The organism is Rhodococcus koreensis (assembly GCF_900105905.1).
GTDB classification, from domain to species: domain Bacteria; phylum Actinomycetota; class Actinomycetes; order Mycobacteriales; family Mycobacteriaceae; genus Rhodococcus_F; species Rhodococcus_F koreensis.
Map to the genome: position 1 here is coordinate 8,199,613 of NZ_FNSV01000005.1, position 16,292 is coordinate 8,215,904.

Below are 16,292 nucleotides of genomic sequence, written 5' to 3' on the forward strand. Positions count from 1 at the left end.
AGGACAGTCAGCTCTCGGGCGTGCCGGAGTCCTCGACCTCCTCGATTATCTCGGCGCCGAGAACCGACAACCGGTGTTCCTCGGCGTCCTGCACGGTGCCGAAGTCCTGCTCCTCGAGCACGTTACGGTCCTTGTCGAGGTATCGATACGTAGCCATGTCCCCACGATGGCACACGGCGGCAGAGATGGCGGCGAGTCGGCCCTTTCGCCCCGCATCCGGAAGTAGCAAGCTGAGAGTACGGACTCGAACGTCGCGAGGAGCAGTCATGCACGTAGCAGTGGGAGACCGGTTGCACGTTCAAGGCCGGGTGGTCGGAGTGCACGAGACAACCGCCGAGGTCGTGGAGGTACACGGCGAGAACGGCGAACCGCCCTATCTCGTCCGATACGACGACGGCCACGAGGCCCTCGTGTTTCCCGGATCCGATGCCTGGGTGGAACACCCGAAGTCATAGGCATCGGGCGTTTCGCCCGGTCCAGGCGCGGCGGATCGCCGTGCCTCATTGGTTGCACGATCGATGAATCGAATGCGTCTATCGTGAGACGGTGCCCGACTCCGCCAAGAGGCCCTACTCTTCGCCGCTGCGTGCGGAATCGGCGCGCCGGACCCGCCTCCTCGTCCGGGATGCCGCGGCCCGGTTGTTCACCGAACGCGGATACGTCAGCACCACGGTGCGAAACGTGGCCGAAGCAGCCGGGGTGTCGACCCGCACGGTGTTCACCGCGTTTCCGGGCGGCAAGGCGGAACTGTTCCACCAGGCACTGCACGCGGCGATTCAGAGCGAGACCGACGCCGCGCGTGGTGCCCGCACACCCCGGGACGGCGACCCTGTGGAGCGGATCCTCGAACAGATGGTGGGCTACAGCACCGACGTCCTGGAGCGGGCCGGAACCCTGATGGCGACGTCGATCGAATCCTCGGGGGCGGACGAGGACATGCGGCGGTTCGCCGACGAGGGCGCGCGGGCGTCCGCCGAGAATGCGATGACCCTCGCCGAGGGACTCGCCGCCCACGAACTGCTGCGCCCCGAGATCTCCGTCCAGCGGGCCGCCGACGTGCTGTTCACGGTCGTGTCGCCGCAGGTGTATTCGATGCTGCGCGTGCAGTGCGGGTGGGATGTCGACGAGTACCGGAACTGGGTGAAGGCGACGATCCGGGCCGGCCTGCTCTACTGAGGGCCGACATCCCCGCCTACGGCAACAGGATGAATTTGCCCGCCGCGTGCGGCTTCCGGAGATCGGCGTGAGCGCGCGCCGCCTCCGACAGCGCGTACGTGCGCGCGACCCGCACCCGCACGTCACCGTTGCCGGCGAGGTCGACGAGGGCGGCTCGGAAACGTTTACGCAGTTCCATGCCTTCCGGCCCCAGCGCCCCCACGATCCGGAACCCGGCCTCGCCCGCCCGTGTCCCCGGAACGGTCGTCACCAACCGCGACCGGTCCCGCACCAGGTCCACGGACACGTCGACGGCCTCGTCGCTGCCCGCGGTATCGATGACGGCGTCCACCCCGTCCGGTGCCAGGACACGGATCCGGTCGCTCAGGCCGTCCCCGTACGACACCGGGGTCGCGCCGAGCGACCGCACGTAGTCGTGGTTGCCGGGGCGGGCAGTGCCGATGATCGTGGCGCCGCGGGCCCGGGCCAACTGCACGACGAACGACCCCACGCCGCCTGCCGCGCCGTGCACGAGCAGCAGGTCGCCGGTGCCGACGTTCGCCGTGTCGAGGGTGTCGACCGCGGTGGCACCCACCGCGAGAAGTCCGGCGGCCTCGTTCCACGGCAACGACGCCGGTTTCGGGACCACCGAATCACCGGACACCACAAGCCGGTCCGCGTAGGCCTCCGACAACGGGTACGCGATCACCTCGTCGCCCACCGCGATCGGGCCCCTCGGCCCCGTGGCGGAGTCACCCACCTCCGCGACGACGCCCGCCGCCTCGCTGCCCAGCCGCATCGGCAGGACGGCGGGATCGGCGCCGAACGCGCCGCTGTACAGCTTGTAGTCGATCGGGTTGACCCCGATCGCGCGGACCTCGATCACCACCTCACCCGGTGCCGGACCCGCCGGTTCCGCATCGACCAACGCGAGGACCTCCGGCCCTCCGTACGCCCGGGCAACCACACGTCGCATACACAGGCCAGTACCCCTGTGAGTACTTCTTAACCGCGGGCGGTTAAGAAGTACTCACGGGCCAGCAGCACCACGGGGTAGCGGGCGAACAGGGTGGACGTGTCGACGCGGCCGCCGGGGTGCGTCGCGGAGGTGAGCAGGTCGGTCCAGGTTCCGTCCGGGAGGGTCACCGCGGTGTCGCCCCAGCCGTCCTGTTGCAGCCCCACGCTGTGCCGGGTGGCCAGGGCCGCGACGTCCGGCGCCGATCCCTGGGGCCCGCGGGTGAAACCGATCAGGTGCTCGGCCGCGGTCCCCGATGCGAAGACCGGCGCGTACGTGCCGCCCACGAAGCTCCCCGGACGGTCCCGGCGCAGGCGCAGGGCCGTCCGTACGACGTGCATCTTCGCCGCGCCGGTGGCGTCGACCGGAGGGGTGCCCAGCCCCGCGAGCGCGGTCCGCCGCACGTCGTAGTCCACGGGGCGGCGATTGTCGGGGTCGACGAGCGAGTCCTCCCACAGTTCGGTGCCCTGGTACACGTCCGGGATCCCGGGCCCGCACAGCTGGAGGAGCTTCTGGCCGAGCGCATCGGACCAGGCGTGCGGCGCCAGTTGCGTGCACAGCGATCCGAGGGCCTTGCCGACGGTGCCGTCGATCACCGTGTCCAGCCAGCGGTGGAGGTCGCGTTCGAAGTCCTCGTTCACGTCGTTCCACGACGTCCGGGTCCCGGCTTCCCGGACGGCCTTCTCCGCGTACGCGTGGACGCGGTCACGGAAGTCGGGCACCTCGCCCGCGGCCCGGCCGTCGACCGGCCACACCCCGAACAGGTTCTGCCACAGGAACAGTCCGGTGGCGGGATCGGGGCTGGGGGCAATGCGCTCCCACTGGTCGACGCATTCGGCCCACAGGTCCGGCACCTGCGACAGGATGCCGATCCGGGCGCGGACGTCCTCGCCGCGTTTGGTGTCGTGCGTCGAGAGCGTCGTCATCGCCTGCGGCCACCGGGTGGCGCGCTCGGCCGCGGCGAGGTGGAATTCGGCGGGGGAGACGCCGACGTTCGCGGGGTTGCCGCCCACCTCCTGCAGCGACACCAGCCGGGCCGTGCGGTAGAACAGGCAGTCCTCCACGGATTTCGCCATCACCGCGCCGCAGACCTGCTGGAAGCGGGTGGCCGCCTCACCGCCGGCGATCAGGGCGGCGGCGAGGGCGGACAGCGCCGCGGACCGCCCCGGTTCGCGCCGCGCGGCGTCACCGATCACGCGGGTCGCGAGCCCGGCGAGCGGGCTGTAGTCGGACCGGTACACGGGCATCGCCGCGACGACGTCCACCACGGCGTCGCGCAGGTCAGGATCTGCGCAATCGGTGCCGGTCTCCGCGCGGATCGCGCGGACGAGGCGCCGGATCTCCGGGGCGAGGCCGGTGCTCGCGACGTCGCGTTTGATCGCGGTTTCGTGCCCGTGGATCCACGTCGCGTCACCCCGGTCGCCCGTGCGGGACGCCGACAGGGCGGTCAGCGCGGGAGCTCCCGACGGGTCGACGAACACGCCGCCGAGTTCGGCCAGTGCGTCGTAGCCGGTGGTGCCCTCGATCGGCAGGTGATCGTCCAGGGGTTCGGAGTGGCCGAGGATCTTCTCGATCACGAGCCAGCGGTCCGCGCCGATCACGCCGCGCAGCCGGTCGAGGTATTCGGCCGGATCGGACAACCCGTCGGGGTGGTCGATGCGCACGCCGTCGATCAACTCGTCCGCCACCCAGCTCCGCAGTTCGCGGTGCGAGGCCTCGAACACGCGGGGATCTTCCTGACGGATCCCGGCCAGTTCGCTGACCGCGAAGAATCGGCGGTACCCGATGAGCCCGGAGTTCCACGGAACCAGGCGGTACGCCTGCGCGTCGTGCACCGACTCCGGCTCGGTCGCGTCCGTGCCGGGGGCGATGGGGAACCGGTGCTCGTAGAACGCGAGCAGCGGCTCCGGTCCCGAGCGGTCGACGGTCAGCGACTCGAGGTCGGCGTCCGACCCGAGGACGGGCAGCGCGAGCCGTCCGCCCGCGCCGTTGTCTTCGCTCCAGTCGATGTCGAAGAAGCCGGCGTACCCGGAGCCGCGACCGTGCGTGAGAACGTCCCACCACCAGGCGTTCTCACGCGGATTCGCGACCCCCACATGGTTGGGGACCAAGTCGACGACGATGCCCATGCCGCGGCCGCGCAACTCCCGTGACAGCGCGGCCAGCGCCTCCCGGCCACCGAGGGCGGGGGACACGCGGGTCACGTCGGTGACGTCGTAACCGTGGGTCGAACCGGTGGTGGCCGTCAGGATCGGCGACAGGTAGACGTGCGAGATCCCGAGGTCGTCCAGATAGTCGGCGACGGCGGCGGCGTCCGCCAGGGTGAAGCAGTCTCCGCGCAGTTGCAGCCGGTAGGTCGCCGTGATCCCCATCGTCGTCCCCGGCTCAGGCGGTCCGGCGCAGCACGACCAGCGACCGGGCCTCGACCTGCAGCGAATTCCCGGCCTTGATCACCGCGTCCTTCGCCCCCGTCGGCACGGCGGTGTCGAGCACGACCGCCCACTCGTCGGCGTAATCGGAGTTCGGCGTGGAGAACTCGATCTCCTCGTCGTGCGCGTTGAAACACAGCAGGAACGAGTCGCCGACCACCCGCTCGCCGCGGTGGTTGGGTTCGGGGATGCCCTCGCCGTTGAGGAACACCGCAAGGGACTTCCCGAAACCACTGTCCCAGTCCTCGGGGGTCATCTCCTCACCGGACGGGGTGAGCCAGGCGATGTCACGGGTCTGGTCGCCGCTGCGGATGGGGGTGCCCTCGAAGAACCGGCGGCGGCGGAACACCGGATTCTTCATCCGCAGCGCGATGACCCGTTTGGTGAACTCGACGAGGTCGGCGTTGGTGTCCCCCAGCGACCAGTCCATCCACGACAGTTCCGAGTCCTGGCAGTACACGTTGTTGTTGCCCTGCTGGGTGCGGCCCATCTCGTCACCGTGCGCGAGCATCGGCGTCCCCTGGCTGAGCAGGAGGGTGGCCAGGATGTTGCGGGTCTGCCGCCCCCGCAGATCGAGGATCTCCGGATCGTCCGTGGGTCCCTCGACGCCGCAGTTCCAGGACCGGTTGTGGCTCTCGCCGTCGTTGTTGTCCTCGCCGTTGGCCTCGTTGTGCTTCTCGTTGTACGACACCAGGTCGTGCAGGGTGAACCCGTCGTGGGCGATGACGAAGTTGATGCTCGCGCCGGGGCGGCGGCCGGTCGCCTCGTACAGGTCGGAGGAGCCGGTGAGCCGGGACGCGAATTCGCCGAGCGTCGCCGGTTCGCCCCGCCAGTAGTCGCGGACGGTGTCCCGGTACTTGCCGTTCCACTCCGTCCACAGTCCGGGGAAGTTGCCCACCTGGTAGCCGCCCTCGCCGATGTCCCAGGGTTCGGCGATGAGCTTGACCTGGCTGACGATCGGATCCTGCTGGACGAGGTCGAAGAACGCGGAGAGCCGGTCGACGTCGTGCAGTTCGCGGGCGAGCGTGGACGCGAGGTCGAAGCGGAAGCCGTCGACGTGCATCTCGGTGACCCAGTACCGCAGCGAGTCCATGATCAGCTGCAGGGTGTGCGGGTGCCGGGCGTTGAGGCTGTTCCCGGTGCCCGTGTAGTCCATGTAGTGCTCGGCGTCGCCGTCGACGAGCCGGTAGTAGGCGGCGTTGTCGATGCCGCGGAACGAGATGGTCGGACCGAGATGGTTGCCCTCGGCGGTGTGGTTGTAGACGACGTCGAGGATGACCTCGATGCCCGCCTCGTGGAACGAGCGGACCATCGCCTTGAACTCCGACACCGCGGCGCCCGGCTTCTCCGCCGACGAATACCCGGTGTGCGGGGCCAGGAAGCCGAACGTGTTGTAGCCCCAGTAGTTCCGCAACCCCTTGTCGAGCAGGGTCTGATCGTGCATGAACTGGTGCACCGGCATCAGTTCGATCGCGGTGACGCCGAGGTCGACGAGGTGGTCGATGATCACCGGATGCGCGAGGCCCGCATACGTGCCGCGAAGTTCTTCCGGCACACCGGGATGCGTCGCCGTCATGCCCTTGACGTGGGCCTCGTAGATCACGGTGTCGTGGTACGGGTGTTTCGGTGCGCGGTCGGCGGCCCAGTCGAAGAACGGGTTGATCACGACCGTCGTCATCGTGTGGCCGAGCGAATCGTGTCCGGGCAGTCCCGGCGCCGAGTCGGCCTCGGCTTCCGCTGCGCGTGCGTCCTCGGCGTCCTCCGCCTCGATGTCGTCGTCGGTGTCGACGATCAGCGGGTCGTCCCCGGATTCCTCGTCCCCGGCGTCCGCGAGGGCGTCCTCCGCGGACGCGTCGATGTCGTAGGAGAACAGGGACCGGTCGCCGTCGAATTCGCCGTCGAACGCCTTGCCGTAGGGGTCGAGGAGAAGCTTGCTGGGGTCGCAGCGGTGCCCGGCCGAGGGGTTCCAGGGGCCGTGGATCCGGTACCCGTACCGCTGCCCGGGCACGACGGTCGGCAGGTATGCATGCCACACGTAGCCGTCGACCTCGTCGAGGCGCACCCGCGTCTCCGTGCCGTCCTTCGCGATCAGGCACAGATCGACCGCCTCGGCGACCTCGGAAAACAAGGAGAAGTTCGTCCCGGCCCCGTCGTAGGTGGCGCCCAGCGGGTAGGCGCTGCCGGGCCACACGGGAATGGGCGTGGTGCCGGTCGACTCGCTCGCTTCCATATCGAGAACACTAGCCCGCGTTCGCGTCGCTCTCAGCCCGACGAGAGCGCACCGTCAGCCCCGGGTGGAGGTCCGTGCGGCAGCAAGCATTCCGGTTGTGATCTTCCGCACGTCCTCGCTGGTGCACACGTACGGCGGCATCGCGTAGATCAGGTTGCGGAAGGGCCGCAACCAGGTCCCCGCCGCCACCGCGGCGTCGGTTGCGGCCCGCATGTCGACGGGCTCGGAGAGTTCGATCACTCCGATCGCGCCGAGCACCCGGACGTCCCGGACGCCGGGCAGTTCCCAGGCAGGCGCGAGACCCGATTCGAGCCCCCGGCGCACGTCCTCGACCTCGCCGCGCCAGTCGCGCGACAGCAGGAGTTCGATCGACGCCACCGCGACGGCGCAGGCCAGCGGGTTCGCCATGAACGTGGGGCCGTGCATCAGCCCGCCTGCGTCGCCGGCGCTGATGGTCTCGGCGACGTCGGTGGAGCAGAGCGTCGCGGCGAGGGTCAGGTATCCGCCGGTGAGGGCCTTGCCGACGCACATGATGTCGGGGCGGGTCCCGGCGTGGTCCGCGGCGAACAGTTCGCCGGTGCGGCCGAAGCCCGTGGCGATCTCGTCGAACACCAGCAGGAGCCCGTGCTCGTCGCAGATGCGGCGCAGCTCCGAGAGGTACCGGGGGTCGTGGAAACGCATGCCTCCGGCGCCCTGCACCACCGGCTCCACGATGACGGCCGCCAGTTCGCCGGTGTGCGCGGCCACCAGGCGCTCGAACTCCGCGACGTACCGCGGGTCGAACTCGCGCGGCGGCGGTCCCGCGAAGACCTGCCGCGCGAGAACGTCCGTCCACAGGGAATGCATGCCGCCGTCCGGGTCGCAGACGCTCATCGGCGCGAACGTGTCGCCGTGATAGCCGCCGCGCCAGGTCAGCAGCCGATGCCGCTCCGGCCTGCCGCGACTGCGCCAGTACTGCAGGCACATCTTGACGGCGACTTCGACGGACACCGAACCGGAATCGGCGAGGAACACCTTGTCGAGTCCGTCCGGGGTGATCTCCACGAGCAGCTGGGCGAGCCGCGCGGCCGGTTCGTGGGTCAGCCCGCCGAACATCACGTGGCTCATCCGGCCGAGCTGCGCGGTCGCCGCCGCGTCGAGGACGGGATGCCGGTAGCCGTGGACCGCCGCCCACCACGAACTCATGCCGTCGACGAGTTCGCGTCCGTCGGCGAGTGTGAGGCGGGTGCCGCTCGCCTCGGCCACCACGAGCGGGGTGGTCGACGCGGGAAAGGCGCCGTACGGATGCCAGAGCAGGGAGGCATCGAGGGAGGTGATGTCGTCGGCGGACAGGCTCGGGGAGGTCACGGTCTCGACCCTAGCCATCGGAGGAAAAACGGGTCCACCCGGGTTGAACACCGTTCAAGTCGCGTATGGTGCCGAGTGTGAGTACCGACCACACCTTCACCACCTGGCTCGACGACGTCGAGGAGCGGCGGCGCGCTGCGGGACTGCGCCGCGAGCTGCGTCCACGCACGCCGGGCAGCGCGCTCATCGATCTGGCGTCCAACGACTACCTCGGGCTCGTACGGCACCCCGAGGTGCTGCACGGCGCGATGACCGCGCTGCGGCGGTGGGGCGCCGGAGCCACCGGCTCGCGACTGGTCACCGGTTCGACCACCGAGCACGAACTGCTCGAAACGGAACTGGCCGAGTTCGTCGGCGCCGACGCCGGGCTGGTGTTCTCCTCGGGATACACCGCCAATCTCGGCGCCGTCACCGCACTGTCCGGCGCCGGATCGCTGATCGTCTCCGACGCGGGCAGCCACGCGTCGCTGGTCGACGCGTGCCGGCTGTCCCGGGCCAGGGTCGCCGTCGCACCGCACGCCGATCTCGACTTCGTCCGCAGCGCACTGGCCACCCGGCCGGAAGAGCGGGCGCTGGTCGTCACGGATTCGGTGTTCAGCGCGGACGGTGATCTCGCGCCCCTCGTCGACCTGCACCGCGTGTGCCGCGAGTACGGCGCGTTTCTCGTGGTGGACGAGGCCCACGGTGTCGGAGTCCGTGGCGCAGGGGGCCGCGGACTCGTGCACGAGGTGGGGCTCGCGGGCGAACCCGACATCGTCGTCACGGCCACGCTGTCGAAGTCGTTGGCCAGCCAGGGCGGTGTGGTGCTGGCGTCGGAGAAGGTGCGCGCACATCTCGTCGACGCCGCGCGCACGTTCATCTTCGACACCGGACTGGCCCCGGCCGCCGTCGGTGCGGCCCGGGCCGCCCTCGCCGTTCTGCGGCGTGAACCGCACCGCGCCGACTCCGTCCTGAACCGCGCCCGGGATCTCGCGCGGTTCACCGGTGCCGCGGCACCGGAGTCGGCGGTGGTCTCGGTGATCCTCGGGGATCCGCAACGCGCCTTCGACGCTGCGGCCGCCTGCCGCGAGCAGGGGCTGCACGTCGGCTGCTTCCGGCCCCCGTCGGTGCCCGAGGGCACGTCGCGGCTGCGGCTCACCGCCCGCGCGACGCTCGATCAGGACGAACTGGCCCGGATCGAGTCCGTGCTCACCGACGTCCTGGCGGGGGCGTCGGCATGAGCATCCTCATGGTCACCGGAACGTCGACGGACGTCGGCAAGACGGTGGTGACGGCGGCGCTCGCGGCGGCCGCGCGCGAGGCGGGGCTGTCCGTCGCGGTGTGCAAGCCCGCGCAGACCGGGGTCGCGCCAGGAGAACCGGGCGATCTGGCGGAGGTGACCCGCCTGTCCGGTGTCACTGCGGTGGTGGAACTTGCCCGCTATCCGGAGCCACTGGCCCCCGACACCGCCGCCCGGCGCAGCGGCCTGCCGATGCTGCGGTGCGGCGACGTCGTCGAGTCGGTCCGCGCCCTCGCCGACCGGCACGATCTAGTCCTCGTCGAGGGTGCGGGCGGGTTGCTGGTGCGGATGGGCGCCGAGGGCTTCACGCTCGTCGATCTCGCGCTCACGCTCGGCGCACCGGCCGTCGTGGTCGCGGCGGCCGGACTCGGCACGCTCAACCACACCGAACTCACGACCCGGGCTCTGGCGGCGGCAGGGATCGCCTGCGCGGGCACGGTGATCGGGTCGTGGCCGGACGAGCCCGGACTCGCCGAGCGGTGCAATCTGGACGACCTGCCCGCGGTGACGGGCGTCGAACTGGCCGGCTCGATCCCGGCGGGCAGCGGCCGTCTCGACCCGGCGTCGTTCGCCGCGTCCGCGTCCACGTGGTTCGACGGTACGTGGCTGAAGGCGACGATCACGGCTCGCTGAGCGGGACGGTCAGGATTCCGCGAGCACCGACAGCACGTTGCCTGCCGGGTCGGTGAACCAGGCGATGTCCGGCCCGTTGCCGCGCATGATTCCCTTGTCGTCCTGATCGAAACCGTCGTACCGCAGGAACCGGATCCCGCGTTCGGTGAGCGCGTCGACGGCCTTCTCGACGTCGTCGACCGCGAAGTTCAGGATCGTGAACGTCGCAGGCGTGTGATCGGGTTTCGGGTAGATCAGCACCACGGGACCCTGGGGGAGATGCAGGCCCAGCAGGCCCATCTCCTCCTCGGTGACCTCGAGCCCCAGGGTGTCGCTGTAGAAGGATTTGGCCGCGGCGATGTCGTCGACGGCGAATCCGCTGAATGCTCTGGCGTTGTTCAACATGTCGGTCTCTCTTCCACTGCCGGTGGTCAGGACATCTCGGCGCGCGCCCGCGCGCTGAGCTGGATGATCTGAACGTAGTTGCCGTCGGGGTCGACGGCGGTGCCGAACCAGCTGCCGTCACGATCCTCGAGCGGGGACAGCCACGTCGCCCCGAGCTCGTCGAGGCGGCCGGCCGCGGCGCGGGCGTTGCCGACCTCGACGTTGAGGAGGACACGCCCGGGTTCGGGGTTCGTGTCGCCGACGTCGTCGCGCCGGTCGAGCATGACGTAGAAACCGTCGAAATCGAGGACGTCGTAGCCCGGTTCGCCGGGCGTGCGGTCGACCTTCGGCGAGAACGCGGCCGTGTACCAGTCCCTCAATCGTTCGGGGTGTGTGCTGGCGAGCAGGATGCTTCCGATGGTGGCGTCGGCCATGATTTCCTCCCGGTGAGGGTTCGGTTTCGGTTGTCCTACAGGTATCGACTCGGCCGCCCGGCGAAATTCATCGCCCCGGTTTTCCGCGGGCCGAAAGCTGCCCCGGGTTCCCGGAATATCGGTAGTGTGATTCAGGTCACGGATACATCCGGCTGGGTTGGGAGGGGTCACATGTCGACCTCCGAAATGCTCGAATTGAATCGCACCATCGACCGCCTCCGGCGCGCAGTCGGTTCGTTGCGAACGATGTACGGCGACGCCGCATCCGTGCGGCGGCTGAGCAACGATCTGGAGCGCCTCGAGATCGACGCGCGCGACCTCGACTCCTCGCCACCGAACGTCGTCCACCGCGAACCGGTGGAACGAATCAAGGTGTCGGACACCCCGTACGACGCGTCGATGTGGCTCGGTATCGATGACGAGGGGCTGGGCGGGCTCCACTACGAGCGCGGATGAGCGCGCCGCCGAAGAATTCCGAAAGTGCCGGTGTGGGGGCGCCGACGCGTGCCCGGATCGCGGAACGCACGCTCCGCACCGACCGGTGGTGGCTGGCGCCGCTGCTGACGGTGCTCGGCCTGTCCGTCTTCGTGGTGTACGCATCGGTCCGGTCGTGGGTCCGCACGGCGTACTTCGTCGAGGACTACCACTACCTGACGCCGTTCTACTCGCCGTGCCTGAGCGATTCGTGCGTGCCCGGTTCGAGCGACTTCGGGACACCCATCGGCGAGTTGCCGATGATCATCCCGCTGGGGTTCCTGGTGCTGCCGTTCCTGCTCGGCTTCCGGCTCACGTGCTACTACTACCGCAAGGCCTACTACCGGTCGGTGTGGTTCTCGCCGCCCGCGTGTGCGGTCGCGGAACCACACGGCAAATACACGGGGGAGACGCGGCTGCCGCTGATCGTCCAGAACGCGCACCGCTACTTCTTCTACGTCGCACTCGTCGTGTCGCTGATCAACACGTACGACGCGATCCGCGCGTTCCACGGCGCCGACGGCGGCTTCGGAATCGGGCTCGGCACCCTCATCATGGTCGGCAACGTGATCCTGCTCTGGGCGTACACCGTCTCCTGCCATTCCTGCAGGCACGTCACCGGCGGCAGGCTCACCCACTTCTCCCGGCACCCGATCCGATACCGCCTCTGGACCGGGGTCAGCAAACTGAACACCCGGCACATGCAGCTCGCCTGGACCACCCTCGCCACACTGATCGTCACCGACTTCTACGTGATGCTCGTGGCGAGCGGCACCATCTCCGACCTGCGCCTGATCAACTGACTTCACCGAAGAGGGAGTGGAATGACGGAAGTCGAACGGCACCAGTACGACGTCGTGGTCATCGGTGCCGGGGGCGCCGGACTGCGAGCCGTCATCGAGGCCCGGGAGCAGGGCCTGTCCGTGGCCGTTGTCTGCAAGTCGCTGTTCGGCAAGGCGCACACCGTCATGGCGGAGGGCGGTTGCGCCGCCGCGATGGGGAACGCCAACGAGAAGGACACGTGGCAGACGCATTTCCAGGACACGATGCGCGGCGGCAAGTTCCTCAACAACTGGCGGATGGCCGAACTGCACGCCCGGGAGGCTCCCGACCGGGTGTGGGAACTCGAAACGTACGGGGCCCTGTTCGACCGGACCCCCGACGGCCGGATCAGCCAGCGCAACTTCGGCGGTCACACGTATCCGCGGCTCGCGCACGTCGGTGACCGCACCGGGCTGGAACTGATCCGCACCATGCAGCAGAAGATCGTGTCGTTGCAGCAGGAAGATTTCGCCGCCACCGGCGATTACGAGGCGCGGATCAAGATCTTCGCCGAGTGCACCATCTCCGAGCTGACCAAGGACGGCGACCGGATCTCGGGTGCCTTCGGATACTGGCGCGAGAGTGGACGTTTCGTGCTGTTCGAGGCACCCGCCGTGGTGATGGCCACGGGCGGGATCGGCAAGTCGTTCAAGGTGACGTCGAACTCGTGGGAGTACACCGGCGACGGTCACGCCCTCGCTCTCCGCGCAGGCGCCAACCTCATCAACATGGAGTTCGTGCAGTTCCACCCCACCGGCATGGTGTGGCCGCCGAGCGTCAAGGGCATCCTCGTGACGGAAGGCGTCCGCGGCGACGGCGGGGTCCTGAAGAACTCCGAGGGCGAGCGGTTCATGTTCTCGTACATCCCGCCGGTCTTCAAAGGGCAGTACGCGGAGACCGAGGAAGAGGCCGACGGCTGGTACAAGGATTCCGACAACAACCGCCGCACACCGGATCTGCTGCCCCGCGACGAGGTGGCCCGCGCTATCAACTCCGAGGTCAAGGCCGGACGGCAGACTCCGCACGGCGGCGTGTACCTCGACATCGCCTCGCGCATGCCCGCCGACGAGATCGTCCGGCGGCTGCCGTCGATGTACCACCAGTTCAAGGAACTCGCGGACGTCGACATCACCAAGGAACAGATGGAGGTCGGGCCCACCTGCCACTACGTGATGGGGGGCATCGAGGTCGACCCCGACAGCGGGTCGTCCAGCGTCGCGGGTCTGTTCGCCGCGGGGGAGTGCTCGGGCGGGATGCACGGCTCCAACCGGCTCGGCGGCAACTCGCTGTCCGACCTTCTCGTGTTCGGGCGTCGCGCCGGACTGGGGGCGGCGGAGTACGTGAAGTCGCTGCAGGAGCGGCCGGTTGTCTCCGCGGCCGCCGTGGATGCGGCGGCGCGGATGCTGTTGTCGCCGTTCGATCCCGCGGTCGGGGAGGGCGGTACCACCGAGAACCCGTACACGCTCCACACCGAACTGCAGCAGACCATGAACGACCTCGTCGGCATCATCCGGAAGGAAGACGAGATCGTCCGCGCCTTGGAGAAACTCACGGAGATCAAGGGCCGGATCGGGGGCGTGGAGGTGGAGGGGCACCGCCAGTTCAACCCGGGATGGCACCTCGCCGTGGACCTGCGGAACATGGTGCTGGTCAGCGAATGCGTCGCGCAGGCGGCCCTGCTGCGCACGGAAAGTCGCGGCGGGCACACCCGCGACGACCACCCGAGCATGGAGGCGGAGTGGCGCAACACCCTGCTGGTGTGCAGCGTCGTCGGCGACATGTCCGCGCACCCCGATTCCGTGGTCCCGGACGTCACGGTCACCCGCGAGCCGCAGCTTCCGATGCGACCGGAACTGCTGGAGTTGTTCGACATCGACGAACTGGCCAAGTACTACACCGACGCCGAACTCGCGGAACATCCGGGAAGGACGGCCTGAGATGGGATACGACGCGCAGTTCCGGGTATGGCGCGGCGACGCCGACGGCGGCGCCCTCGAGGACTACTCCATTCCCGTCAACGAGGGTGAGGTGGTGCTCGACATCATCCACCGGTTGCAGGCGACGCAGACCCCGGACCTGGCGGTGCGATGGAACTGCAAGGCGGGCAAGTGCGGGTCGTGCTCCGCGGAGATCAACGGCCAGCCGCGGCTGATGTGCATGACGCGGATGTCGACGTTCACGGAGGACGAGGTGGTGACGGTGACACCGCTGCGGGCGTTCCCCGTCATCCGGGACCTCGTCACCGACGTGTCGTTCAACTACCAGAAGGCGAGGGAGATCCCGTCGTTCACCCCGCCGCCGGGACTCGGGCCGGGCGAGTACCGAATGCAGCAGATCGACGTCGAACGGTCGCAGGAATTCCGCAAGTGCATCGAGTGCTTCCTCTGCCAGAACACGTGCCACGTCATCCGTGATCACGACGACAACAAGCCGGCGTTCTCCGGTCCCCGCTTCTTCATCCGTGTCGCCGAACTGGAGATGCATCCCCTGGACACGGCGGACCGTCGTGACGCGGCGCAGGAAGACTTCGGTCTCGGGCTGTGCAACATCACCAAGTGCTGCACCGAGGTGTGCCCCGAAGGGATCAAGATCACCGACAACGCCATCATTCCGATGAAGGAACGGGTGGTCGACCGGCGGTACGACCCGATCGTCTGGTTGGGCAACAAGCTCTTTCGCCGCCGTTAGTGCCAATGCCGCGCAGTTAAGGGTTTGGGCTGCCTGTCCAATCGGGCGGTTCGAGAACGTTGATGGCAATGTTGACCGTGGGGTAGTTGGTGCGGTCGATGTCGCCTTTGGCGCGGTGTTTGGAAATCGCTCGTTTGACCACGCGGGGGCAATCACGTGCTCGGCGTACGGGATTGAGTTCGGCGAGGACTGCGCGGCCGATCTTGCCGACCAGATCGATCGTCGTGCCGGCGATCACGCCTGACGCGAGTACCACCAGGTCGCGGGCGGTGGTGAGGGCGATCGTAAAACTCGCGCGCAGCGGTGGGACATCCGCACCGGTCGTTGCGTCGGCGATCGCGATACGCAGCGCTTGGTAGGTGGTCAACAACGCGTAGACCTCCTGGGCGACCCCGGACGGGGTGCGGGCCCGCAGCATCGCATCGCCGAGGATGGTCGACTTCAGCTCGAGATAGGTCGTCTCGATCTCCCATCGCTGGTGATACAGCCGGACCAGTTCCGATGCCGGGTAGCGGCGATGATCGTTGAGGGTGGTGATCAGCCGGTATCGGCCGGTGCGGGGTGTGCCACCTTTCGGGGTGACAACGATCTCGGCATCGATGACCCGGACGACCACCGAGCCGATCGGGGCGAGCCAGGACCCGTCGGGCAGCCGTTCGATGGAGGCAAGCTTGCGGTTGCTCTTGCAGCGGATGAGCAGGTCGGCCTTGGTGTCCGCGATCTGCTCGATCAACGAGGCGACGGCGAAGTTGCGGTCGGCCAACAACAACATGCCATCGCGCAGGCACCCCAACAGCTGGGGCGCATAGGCGATCTCGGAGACACCGTAGGTTCCGAACACAGCATCGACGATGGTACGGGTACCGCACGCCACCACGGCGAGCATGCGCACCATCGGGTAGCCCGAGTCGCCGTTGGGGCCGCCGGTTTGACGGTGGTAGGCACCGAGGTTGGCTACGCTGTCGGGCACGAACATCGAGGTGCCGTCGATCGCGCACACCAACAGTCCCCGCCACCGAGCGGTACCGGGGACCGGGCCTTTGATCAGGTTGAACAATTCCCTCAGTGGTGCGGCGCCGACCCGGAGGCGGGCCTGCGACAACGCCGAGGAACCCGGATCGGCCACCGCTCCTCCGAGTCCCGCGGTCAGCTTCGTCCACACCCGGGTATAGCCGATATCAGGGAATAGGCACGCGGACAGCAGCAGGTACACCACGACCCGCGACGGCAACTCCCGCAGTCGAGCCTGCGTGGCCCTCGCCGACTCGAGCGCGGCATCGACCATCTCGAACGGCACGATCCGCGTCAACTCACCGATATGCCCCGGCGCGAACCGCCCGGCGGCAACCACCGACTCATGTTTGATGACAGACTGAACAGGCAACGGAACTCCCGGAGAGGCTTGTCTTTGGCGGACAAAGCT

General features: G+C 68.7%; 16 protein-coding genes. 8 read left to right on the top strand and 8 right to left on the bottom strand.

Annotated elements, in window-relative coordinates; all coding sequences use genetic code 11:
- Positions 1-7: 7 nt before the first annotated feature.
- Positions 8-157, bottom strand: coding sequence for a hypothetical protein (locus BLV94_RS49740; protein ID WP_005260252.1), 150 nt, complete (start codon positions 155-157; stop codon positions 8-10).
- 109 nt (positions 158-266) lie between these two features.
- Here BLV94_RS49740 and BLV94_RS41960 point away from each other — a divergent pair, with 109 nt between their 5' ends.
- Together BLV94_RS41960 and BLV94_RS41965 are read left to right on the top strand one after the other, a co-directional pair.
- On the top strand, positions 267-455 hold the full coding sequence (locus BLV94_RS41960) for a DUF1918 domain-containing protein (protein WP_005247576.1): 189 nt from the start codon (positions 267-269) through the stop codon (positions 453-455).
- A gap of 91 nt (positions 456-546) precedes the next feature.
- Positions 547-1,176 (top strand): TetR/AcrR family transcriptional regulator, encoded by a 630-nt coding sequence (locus tag BLV94_RS41965; RefSeq protein WP_072945305.1) that lies wholly within the window; start codon positions 547-549, stop codon positions 1,174-1,176.
- A gap of 16 nt (positions 1,177-1,192) precedes the next feature.
- Here BLV94_RS41965 and BLV94_RS41970 read toward each other — a convergent pair whose 3' ends face one another.
- From BLV94_RS41970 to BLV94_RS41985, 4 genes are read right to left on the bottom strand one after another with little or no spacing between them, the layout of a single operon-like run.
- A complete protein-coding gene (locus tag BLV94_RS41970; RefSeq protein WP_072945303.1) occupies positions 1,193-2,131 on the bottom strand; it encodes an NADP-dependent oxidoreductase in 939 nt (312 codons plus the stop codon).
- 29 nt (positions 2,132-2,160) lie between these two features.
- The gene (gene treY / locus BLV94_RS41975) at positions 2,161-4,542 is read right to left on the bottom strand and encodes a malto-oligosyltrehalose synthase (RefSeq protein WP_072945300.1); all 2,382 of its coding nucleotides are present in this window, start codon (positions 4,540-4,542) and stop codon (positions 2,161-2,163) included.
- Positions 4,543-4,555: 13 nt separating this feature from the next.
- The gene (gene glgX, locus BLV94_RS41980) at positions 4,556-6,829 is read right to left on the bottom strand and encodes a glycogen debranching protein GlgX (protein ID WP_072945298.1); all 2,274 of its coding nucleotides are present in this window, start codon (positions 6,827-6,829) and stop codon (positions 4,556-4,558) included.
- A gap of 54 nt (positions 6,830-6,883) precedes the next feature.
- Positions 6,884-8,176, bottom strand: a complete 1,293-nt coding sequence (locus tag BLV94_RS41985) for an adenosylmethionine--8-amino-7-oxononanoate transaminase (protein ID WP_072945287.1) — start codon at positions 8,174-8,176, stop codon at positions 6,884-6,886.
- 65 nt (positions 8,177-8,241) lie between these two features.
- On the opposite strand from BLV94_RS41985, the gene BLV94_RS41990 reads away from it, so the two are divergent.
- Positions 8,242-9,396 (top strand): 8-amino-7-oxononanoate synthase, encoded by a 1,155-nt coding sequence (locus BLV94_RS41990; RefSeq protein ID WP_072945284.1) that lies wholly within the window; start codon positions 8,242-8,244, stop codon positions 9,394-9,396.
- Positions 9,393-10,088: a dethiobiotin synthase gene (gene bioD, locus BLV94_RS41995; protein WP_072945282.1), complete on the top strand. Its 696-nt coding sequence runs from the start codon at positions 9,393-9,395 to the stop codon at positions 10,086-10,088. Before BLV94_RS41990 ends, bioD begins: the two co-directional genes overlap by 4 nt.
- A 9-nt stretch (positions 10,089-10,097) precedes the next feature.
- Here bioD and BLV94_RS49745 read toward each other — a convergent pair whose 3' ends face one another.
- Both BLV94_RS49745 and BLV94_RS49750 read right to left on the bottom strand, forming a co-directional pair.
- On the bottom strand, positions 10,098-10,472 hold the full coding sequence (locus BLV94_RS49745) for a VOC family protein (protein ID WP_167372214.1): 375 nt from the start codon (positions 10,470-10,472) through the stop codon (positions 10,098-10,100).
- A gap of 26 nt (positions 10,473-10,498) precedes the next feature.
- A complete protein-coding gene (locus BLV94_RS49750; RefSeq protein ID WP_167372215.1) occupies positions 10,499-10,885 on the bottom strand; it encodes a VOC family protein in 387 nt (128 codons plus the stop codon).
- Positions 10,886-11,056: 171 nt separating this feature from the next.
- Between BLV94_RS49750 and BLV94_RS42005 the strand changes: the two genes are divergently transcribed.
- Genes BLV94_RS42005 through BLV94_RS42020 form a run of 4 tightly spaced genes read left to right on the top strand, consistent with a single transcriptional unit; the run spans position 11,057 to position 14,869 of the window.
- Positions 11,057-11,341 carry a hypothetical protein gene (locus BLV94_RS42005; RefSeq protein WP_072945279.1) on the top strand — a complete coding sequence of 95 codons (285 nt, stop codon included), beginning with the start codon at positions 11,057-11,059 and terminating at the stop codon, positions 11,339-11,341.
- Entirely contained in the window at positions 11,338-12,162 is an 825-nt protein-coding gene (locus BLV94_RS42010) for a hypothetical protein (RefSeq protein WP_072945277.1), read from the top strand. The genes BLV94_RS42005 and BLV94_RS42010 overlap by 4 nt, the downstream gene beginning before the upstream one ends.
- 21 nt (positions 12,163-12,183) lie before the next feature.
- On the top strand, positions 12,184-14,118 hold the full coding sequence (locus BLV94_RS42015; RefSeq protein ID WP_072945275.1) for a fumarate reductase/succinate dehydrogenase flavoprotein subunit: 1,935 nt from the start codon (positions 12,184-12,186) through the stop codon (positions 14,116-14,118).
- A 1-nt stretch (position 14,119) separates the two neighbouring features.
- Complete coding sequence (locus BLV94_RS42020) at positions 14,120-14,869, top strand: succinate dehydrogenase/fumarate reductase iron-sulfur subunit (RefSeq protein WP_072945273.1); 750 nt, start codon at positions 14,120-14,122, stop codon at positions 14,867-14,869.
- Between the two features lie 16 nt (positions 14,870-14,885).
- Here BLV94_RS42020 and BLV94_RS42025 read toward each other — a convergent pair whose 3' ends face one another.
- Positions 14,886-16,253: an IS4 family transposase gene (locus BLV94_RS42025; protein ID WP_208613726.1), complete on the bottom strand. Its 1,368-nt coding sequence runs from the start codon at positions 16,251-16,253 to the stop codon at positions 14,886-14,888.
- Between the last annotated feature and the right edge of the window lie 39 nt (positions 16,254-16,292).

Excerpts from the sequence above, each read along its gene's own strand:
- BLV94_RS49740 (WP_005260252.1), bottom strand. The coding sequence starts at position 157 with ATGGCTACGTATCGATACCTCGACAAGGACCGTAACGTGCTCGAGGAG.
- BLV94_RS41960 (WP_005247576.1), top strand. The coding sequence starts at position 267 with ATGCACGTAGCAGTGGGAGACCGGTTGCACGTTCAAGGCCGGGTGGTC.
- BLV94_RS41970 (WP_072945303.1), bottom strand. The coding sequence starts at position 2,131 with ATGCGACGTGTGGTTGCCCGGGCGTACGGAGGGCCGGAGGTCCTCGCG.
- treY (WP_072945300.1), bottom strand. The coding sequence starts at position 4,542 with ATGGGGATCACGGCGACCTACCGGCTGCAACTGCGCGGAGACTGCTTC.
- glgX (WP_072945298.1), bottom strand. The coding sequence starts at position 6,829 with ATGGAAGCGAGCGAGTCGACCGGCACCACGCCCATTCCCGTGTGGCCC.
- BLV94_RS41990 (WP_072945284.1), top strand. The coding sequence starts at position 8,242 with ATGGTGCCGAGTGTGAGTACCGACCACACCTTCACCACCTGGCTCGAC.
- bioD (WP_072945282.1), top strand. The coding sequence starts at position 9,393 with ATGAGCATCCTCATGGTCACCGGAACGTCGACGGACGTCGGCAAGACG.
- BLV94_RS49745 (WP_167372214.1), bottom strand. The coding sequence starts at position 10,472 with ATGTTGAACAACGCCAGAGCATTCAGCGGATTCGCCGTCGACGACATC.
- BLV94_RS49750 (WP_167372215.1), bottom strand. The coding sequence starts at position 10,885 with ATGGCCGACGCCACCATCGGAAGCATCCTGCTCGCCAGCACACACCCC.
- BLV94_RS42005 (WP_072945279.1), top strand. The coding sequence starts at position 11,057 with ATGTCGACCTCCGAAATGCTCGAATTGAATCGCACCATCGACCGCCTC.
- BLV94_RS42010 (WP_072945277.1), top strand. The coding sequence starts at position 11,338 with ATGAGCGCGCCGCCGAAGAATTCCGAAAGTGCCGGTGTGGGGGCGCCG.
- BLV94_RS42015 (WP_072945275.1), top strand. The coding sequence starts at position 12,184 with ATGACGGAAGTCGAACGGCACCAGTACGACGTCGTGGTCATCGGTGCC.
- BLV94_RS42020 (WP_072945273.1), top strand. The coding sequence starts at position 14,120 with ATGGGATACGACGCGCAGTTCCGGGTATGGCGCGGCGACGCCGACGGC.